Genomic DNA, 5,345 nt, shown 5'->3' on the forward strand with positions numbered 1-5,345 from the left:
GCAGAAGACGGAAGCGCCGTCGTACCGCTGCTGGGCGGTTTGCACGGCGTTAATGATTTGGCCAGAGAGATTGCAGCAGCCCTCGGCGTACAAGCTGCAATTACCACCACCGGAGATATTCGGTTTCGCACCGCGCTGCTGAGTCCTCCCCAAGGCTATTCTTTGGCGAATCCAGAGGACGCGAAAACTTTTATTTCAAATTTGCTCGCCGGGGCAAAAGTACGCCTAGAAGGGGCTGCAAGCTGGCTTTCCCAGAGCAATTTGCCGATCGCCCCCGACGCAAAATTGACGATCCGCGTCACCGAAAAAGCAAGTGCGCCAACGCCCGATTGTTTAGTTTACCATCCGCAAATTGTGGCAGTTGCACTCACAAAGCTATCGAATATTGAGCCAGAAATAGCGGTTTCATTTGTCCAGCAAGTCTTGGAAAATGCAGGTTTAGCGCCAGCTTCCGTTGCTGGATTCTTTGCATTAAAAGAGGATATGGGAAATCCGGAACTTGAAGCAGTTTCACAATATTTTAAAGTCCCCGTCCGCTTTTTCAATCTCTCCGAACTTGTCGAATTAGACTCAATTGAATTCATAGAAAATAATGCCGCACAAATTGCCCTGACAGCAGCCGGTGCAAACAGTCACTTAATCGAGTCCGATCGCCCAAACGCACTGAATTGCGCGATCGCCCTGGCCGCCGAACCCATAAATGCTAGCGCGATCGGAGTTAGTCGCGGTAAACTGGCGATCGTCGGTACCGGCCCCGGAGGCGCGCCCTGGATGTCCCCGGAGGTTAAGGAAATTTTGCGCGCAGCCACGGATTGGGTGGGTTACAAGTTCTATCTCGACTTAGCCGGAACTATGCGGGAAGGGCAAAAGCGGCACGATTCCGACAACCGCGAAGAGATCGATCGCGCCCGTTTTGCCCTAGATTTAGCAGCATCGGGAAAATCTGTCGCCGTCGTTTCGTCGGGAGATCCGGGTATTTTTGCGATGGCTGCAGCGGTGTTTGAGGCGATCGACTTTGATGCCAAACCCGAATGGCAGGGCATCGATATTCGGGTAGCACCGGGCATTTCAGCCATGCAGGCGGCCGCTGCTGCGATCGGAGCACCCCTCGGACACGACTTTTGCGTGATTTCGCTTTCGGATATTCTCAAGCCTTGGGAGGTCATTGAACAGCGGATTGCGGCTGCTGCTGCTGCGGATTTAGTTATGGCATTTTACAATCCCATCTCTAAACAGCGGATTTGGCAACTCGGAAAAGCGATCGAGATTTTGTTGCAAAGTCGCGATGCTAAAACCCCCGTCATATTGGGGCGAAACCTCGGCCGGCCCGGTCAATCTGTGCGCGTTTGCACCCTCGGCGAATTCCAGCCGCAAGACGCCGACATGAGAACTTTAGTTATTGTCGGTTCCAGTCAAACTCGGATTATTCCCCGCAAATATGGAGATGTTTGGGTTTACACGCCGCGCAGGTACGAAAAATAAGTAAAGCAGCAAAAACTTAGGAAATAAGCAATTGACTGACAGCTAATTGACTTTGACTAGGAGATATTTTGTTCTCGCTAGGGGGAGTCTAGGTTAACAAATGGCGGCGAACTACTCGACTGGCCTGGTATTTCACCTCCTAGTTGTCACTCTCGATCGATCAGTAATCCTCTTTGATTACAGAAATCCTCGCTACAGAGGAATCTCGGCTTCCGAAGGCCGAGTTTTTCTCGCTGAGATTGAGCGAATTTAGAACTAGACTCAACCCTAGTAATGGTTTCAGCTTCATTTTGGGAGAGATAGAATTTACTTCTCAGTAAATATTTTTTATTATATAGTCACGATAAAATCAATGGCGATCGAGGTCTGCTACATTCCTTAACCCTACGATAATCTTACGCTTACAACAAAAAGAGGGGCTTCACCCGCAGCAGCCTTCTCTGTCTTTGGGTAGACCGCATTGGTTTTTTCTTTTGATAAGATTCCGTTAAACAAAGGTTAAAATAACAATTAATAGAACATGAAACTCAACATTCCTTTAGCTCCTGGGGCTGTAACCCAATTTTTGCTTCGAGTGGTGACCTGTCTAGTTGTAATATCTTTCTTAAGTGAGATGACGGTGTACTTCTTGCCTGCTAGCACGTCTGACAACTACTTCGTAAAGGTATTCAGCGTTGATTCCGAGCGGAACATTCCAACGGCATACTCAGTTTTGGCATTGCTATTTAGTTCTCTCTTGCTAGGTGTGATTGCTTATGTGAAAAATTTGGATAGTTGTCGCTACAAGCGTCACTGGAAAATTTTATCATTCCTATTTTTATATCTATCTTTAGACGAAGCTGGTCAATTGCACGAAAACTTGATAAATCCAATGCGAAGTCTCCTAAATGCCACCACAGGATTTCTTTACTTTACTTGGATTGTGCCGTTCGGTTTTCTACTAGCAATCTTTCTCATATCCTACAGTAAGTTCCTGTTACACCTTCCTGTTCCTACAAAAAAAATGTTTGTTGCAGCCTGCGCTCTTTATATTGGAGGAGCATTGGGGATGGAACTGTTAGGGGGATACCAAGCTTCTACAGTGGGAGAGGATAATATAGTTTACCAGGTAATAGTGACCGTTGAAGAGTCATTAGAAATGCTCGGCATCGTTGTATTTATCAACGCCTTGATGTCATATATCAAGACCTATTTAGGCGGGGTAACTTGGAATATTTATATACCAGGAAAAAACTTACAATTTACTGAGGATCGAAATATTGGCCTAGCTGCCATGAGCGAACCAGCAAACACGAGATCAAGGTAAATCACTTGAAACCGGGTTTGAGCGACGAAAATACTGTATTCGGGTGTTTAATGTCGATAAAAAACCCGGTTTCTTTCGTACTGATGCGTGCTGGACTGGATGTGCTGCGATTTTCGGCACACCAAACGACTAATAGACTAATATGTAGGGTGCTTGCTGCACCAAACGACTAATTAGGCTTGGAACAGCTTAGTTCACAGATGACATCCTCACCTTTACCAGAAAATCGCTAAGAGCAACCTTTGCATGAGGATTTGACGGCAAATGACTTGTAAAACTTGCATCTTCTAAGATATTAATTAGCCGATCGCGCTCTTGCTGATAAAATTCAATATCTGTATCTTCAAGCACTGATTTTTCCTCCCCAGCCAGCTTGCGATCGATCAAATCAGGAATATACGACAACTGGAACTTCTCGTTAAGTTTCACCAAATTCGCCTCGACTTCCCCCGTTTGCATCAAGTGAATCCCAGCCAGCAACACCCGGTAAACATACAGCAGCGGCTTAACCCGACGCGGGCGTTCTTTCTCAAACAATTTCCATTGAGTTTTAGCAAAACCGAGATAGTGGTGGCTGTGGTGCTTGGTAATGCAGTTTGATGCAATAGCCTTTAATTCCTCGTGTTCCTTTGTACTGTAAACTATCAGCGGCGAATACAGTTGTTCTAGCACATACCCGTTGCGCTTCAACAGCATCTCAAAAAATTTCTTGATGTCGTGAGTTACTAAATCGAGTTGCATTCCCTCCCGAACTTCAGAAACTTCGATTGTTTCTTCTCCAGAAATCAGTCCAATTACTTTCGGTAGCGGTAAGATGTGTACTCCCCGCAAGTCGAAGTCAGAATCGGCCGAAGGAAAGCCGTATAAGTGCGAACCGCTGACAGTCGCAAACAGCAGCGGATAAGGTTGAACGGAGATAATTTGGGCGAGATTCGAGATGTATTCTGTCATTTATTCCAGTCCATGCAGGCGGGCTTTGTTTCACAAGAAGCGATTTCAAGATCCGATTTCGATCGCACCTCTGCGAGATTTAATCAAAAACAGGTTCGCTTTCTCGTAATTAGGACGTTCCGGTAAGGAAGTTGCAGCAAAAGCGCGATCGAACTCACCGTGCAAGCTCAACCGCCAGCGATTCACCTCATCCCAGGATATTTCTTGGTTGCGGATCGATAAAAGTTGCGATCGATAATCCTGCACGCGAACGGGTACAAACCCCTCCTTGAGCACCGTAATTCCTGACAGCAACAAGCGAATTAAGTGCATCGCGTGCTTCCACCGAATTTCCCCGGTATTGCGGAGGTCTTGCTCCATTTTTTTAAATTGAGACAAAACGTAGCTATTGTAAGTTTGATAAACCAATTGAGAAAGAAAGATTTCCCTAATTTCCAGCAATTCTTGTGCGACCGGAGAAACCGTTTCTACCAAAGGCGTGTACAAACATTCTAGCACATTTGGATTAGCCTTTAGTGCCAAAACTAGAAACTTTTGCAGTTCCCAATAGCATTCCTGATTTTCCTTGTTTTCCAATTGTTCTGGAATGCCGTAAAGCGACCAATGAAGTATTGCCGGCGGCAGGTAAATCCCGCGTCTGTCTGTATCGGATTGCTCGTTATCAAGACCGTAAGCTCTCGAACCAACAATGCAGCGGTAAATTACAGAATCATAGAGGTTGTATTCTGCAAGAAAATCTCCTCCTGACTGCAATCCTTCGCTCTGAAACTGCTTGCGGATACTGAGTTCGTGCCGCCGCAGACTAACTTGTGTTCCGTCTGGGAGTTTGACTAAATATGCGTGGGAATTGTCTGTAGGCGATTGAACGATGACGCCTACTAATCCCGGTTTCCAAGATTGGTCGCTGGCGGGGTTTTTGACCTCGATTTTGGTGACAATTTGGGTTCCTGCGGGGATGATCAAGTTGAAATTTTGAGGAAGATTGGCATTTGCCATGAGGAAACCTCCTGCGGGGCACGAGCTACAATGTTAGTGTAGCATATGTGTAGTACAAAAGGGGGTTTTGGGCGATTCCCTTCGGGATAGCTTCGCTTCACGGGGATTTGGCATTGTTGAACATAGCCTAATTCACGATCGATTCTGCAAAAACAGAAAGAGAAATAATTAAAGGATCTCCCTCCTCAGATAGGATGCGCTGGCTTTTAATGGAAGGTGGGGCTGGATGAGATTTATAATCTGTTATAGGGCAAAATAGAGGAGTGGAGCGCTCGCAGGCTCTAGAAAAAGGGTTGGTAAACGATATCGTAATGTCTCGTAACGAAGCGAACACCCGAAAAGAATTAATAGATAAAGCCCTACAGACAGCGGGATGGAACCTCGATGCTCCAAACCAGGTGGGGATAGAGATTCCGGTGGATGGGTATGATGCTCAACCTTGGAATGGAGTTACGGACTATTGTCTGTATCAGCCGAATGGCGAAGTAATTGCTGTTGTAGAGGCGAAGCGACAAAGCCGCGATCCAAGGGTGGCAGAACAGCAGGTGAGGCATTACGTTACAGAGATTGAGAAACGCCAGAGTTTTCGCCCCCTTGCTTTTATGAGTAA

General features: G+C 46.3%; 5 protein-coding genes. 3 read left to right on the forward strand and 2 right to left on the reverse strand.

The features are described from left to right. Together cobJ and QUA38_RS22075 are read left to right on the forward strand one after the other, a co-directional pair. On the forward strand, positions 1–1,482 hold a 1,482-nt coding region (gene cobJ, locus QUA38_RS22070; protein WP_333165575.1), incomplete at its 5' end, for a precorrin-3B C(17)-methyltransferase. A 520-nt stretch (positions 1,483–2,002) separates the two neighbouring features. Continuing rightward, entirely contained in the window at positions 2,003–2,788 is a 786-nt protein-coding gene (locus QUA38_RS22075) for a hypothetical protein (RefSeq protein ID WP_333165578.1), read from the forward strand. A 189-nt stretch (positions 2,789–2,977) separates the two neighbouring features. Here the strand turns inward: QUA38_RS22075 and QUA38_RS22080 are convergent, their stop codons facing one another. Both QUA38_RS22080 and QUA38_RS22085 read right to left on the reverse strand, forming a co-directional pair. After that, a complete protein-coding gene (locus tag QUA38_RS22080; protein ID WP_333165580.1) occupies positions 2,978–3,739 on the reverse strand; it encodes a DNA polymerase beta superfamily protein in 762 nt (253 codons plus the stop codon). Positions 3,740–3,784: 45 nt separating this feature from the next. Next, positions 3,785–4,735, reverse strand: coding sequence for a DNA polymerase beta superfamily protein (locus QUA38_RS22085; protein WP_333165582.1), 951 nt, complete (start codon positions 4,733–4,735; stop codon positions 3,785–3,787). A 263-nt stretch (positions 4,736–4,998) separates the two neighbouring features. On the opposite strand from QUA38_RS22085, the gene QUA38_RS22090 reads away from it, so the two are divergent. Next, on the forward strand, positions 4,999–5,345 hold a 347-nt coding region (locus QUA38_RS22090), incomplete at its 3' end, for a hypothetical protein (RefSeq protein ID WP_333165584.1).

Origin of the sequence: Microcoleus sp. Pol12B4 (assembly GCF_036701385.1) — a bacterium.
Taxonomy (GTDB): Bacteria; Cyanobacteriota; Cyanobacteriia; order Cyanobacteriales; family Microcoleaceae; genus Microcoleus.

Excerpts from the sequence above, each read along its gene's own strand:
- QUA38_RS22080 (WP_333165580.1), bottom strand. The coding sequence starts at position 3,739 with ATGACAGAATACATCTCGAATCTCGCCCAAATTATCTCCGTTCAACCT.
- QUA38_RS22075 (WP_333165578.1), top strand. The coding sequence starts at position 2,003 with ATGAAACTCAACATTCCTTTAGCTCCTGGGGCTGTAACCCAATTTTTG.
- QUA38_RS22085 (WP_333165582.1), bottom strand. The coding sequence starts at position 4,735 with ATGGCAAATGCCAATCTTCCTCAAAATTTCAACTTGATCATCCCCGCA.